General features: G+C 31.9%; 1 protein-coding gene. It reads left to right on the top strand.

The features are described 5' to 3' along the window. The first annotated feature begins 135 nt into the window (after nt 1-135). Nucleotides 136-321 carry a cold-shock protein gene (locus V7183_RS25600; RefSeq protein ID WP_000286200.1) on the top strand — a complete coding sequence of 62 codons (186 nt, stop codon included), beginning with the start codon at nt 136-138 and terminating at the stop codon, nt 319-321. Nucleotides 322-546: the final 225 nt, after the last annotated feature.

Below are 546 nucleotides of genomic sequence, written 5' to 3'. Positions count from 1 at the left end.
GAAGATGGCAACCGCGGACCTCAAGCTAAAAACGTTGTAAAGCTATAATTTAAACATTAAAAAGGTTGTTACCATCGCACGGTTAACAACCTTTTTAATATATAATTAAATTTTTTACATAAAAGGAGTGGTCACATGTATCGCAATCGAAAGAACGATGTAGCAGAAGTACCACCAGAACAAACCCCTGTTTGGGAATGTGAATCAGAGGATTGTTTAGGATGGATGAGAAAGAACTTTTCATTTGAAGAAGAGCCAAAATGCCCTTTATGTAAAAGTAACATGAAAAGCGGAGAACGTTTATTACCTAAATTAGGTTAATATTTACATTACCCCTCTTAACTTTTGATAAGAGGGGTTCTTTATTGTTCATTTTTTCAAATTCACTTAGATGTTCATTTAACAACAGGAGAAATCAACAAAATAAGTTTTATCTTCAAGAATAATAAATAACCTATACTTTGTTACTCTCTTATCTTCCCTATAAAAAACACGCATTTCCTTACATGAATTTCAGTAAGAATTGCCTGTTTTTTTATGAGAATT

Origin of the sequence: Bacillus sp. JJ1127, from assembly GCF_036965845.1 — a bacterium.
Taxonomy (GTDB): domain Bacteria; phylum Bacillota; class Bacilli; order Bacillales; family Bacillaceae_G; genus Bacillus_A.
The sequence above is the reverse complement of the archived record's forward strand: the minus strand, read 5'-3'. Positions and strand labels throughout refer to the sequence as shown.

Excerpts from the sequence above, each read along its gene's own strand:
- V7183_RS25600 (WP_000286200.1), top strand. The coding sequence starts at position 136 with ATGTATCGCAATCGAAAGAACGATGTAGCAGAAGTACCACCAGAACAA.